Below are 798 nucleotides of genomic sequence, written 5' to 3' on the forward strand. Positions count from 1 at the left end.
CTGCTTACCATTCGGGTCCACGGAACGTTACCCTTAGCCCGAAACGTATACTGTGTCTTGACCAGCCGAACATGAGGCCGCAACTTCTCGACCTTGATATCGGCAATCACCGGACCCATCAAATTCCGCATGAGCACGTACCGGCCGTCCTTGCGGTTCGGGGTGCCTGACAATCCGATCTTGTATTCGCAGTTGAGTGCGGCTATCACTGACGCGTACTTGGGGGCAGCGCCCGTGTGGATTTCGTCTACAAGCAGCATCGCAAACATGTCGCGAACTCGGCGCAAAAGTTTACGTCCTTTGGCACTCCAGAAAGTTTGGCATGTAACGAGACAGATATCGTACTTTAGAAAATCTTCGTAGGTCTTGCACAGGCCGATCTGGGTCTTTCTACAGTTGGTCAGGGCGGCCTGTGTGTCCGATCCGATAAATGTCTCTTGGAAGCCGAGAATCCATTCACGCTGCGACGCCATGATGATCGTCTTCTTACCCAAGCGGCATACAGCTGCGGCCCCCATCACGGTCTTACCGCTCCGGGGCGGGGCTTTGAGGACACCACGCTTCTTTTTCAGGATCGCGTCAACTGCTGCTGGCTGGTAGTCCTTGAGGGTGCCCGTGAATTTGATAGGCCTGCTAAATTCCTGTGTCGGGAAATGCTTCTTGAACTTGAACGGTATATCGCTCTTTTCGAGAACCTGTTTCAGACCTCCTGCGTCACCGAGCGGAGTTTTAAGGAATTCCTTCTCACCGATCTTGACCATGGAAGCCAAATCAGCGCCGCCCAAGAAAGACCCGCAG

General features: G+C 53.6%; 1 protein-coding gene. It reads right to left on the reverse strand.

Annotated elements, in window-relative coordinates:
- Window positions 1-785: DEAD/DEAH box helicase (locus AC1RO3_RS08080; protein ID WP_481763943.1), on the reverse strand; the 785-nt coding region annotated here is incomplete at its 3' end.
- Window positions 786-798 lie beyond the last annotated feature (13 nt).

The sequence above is a fragment of the Dellaglioa sp. CoH-57-MRSF-19 genome (assembly GCF_056781975.1).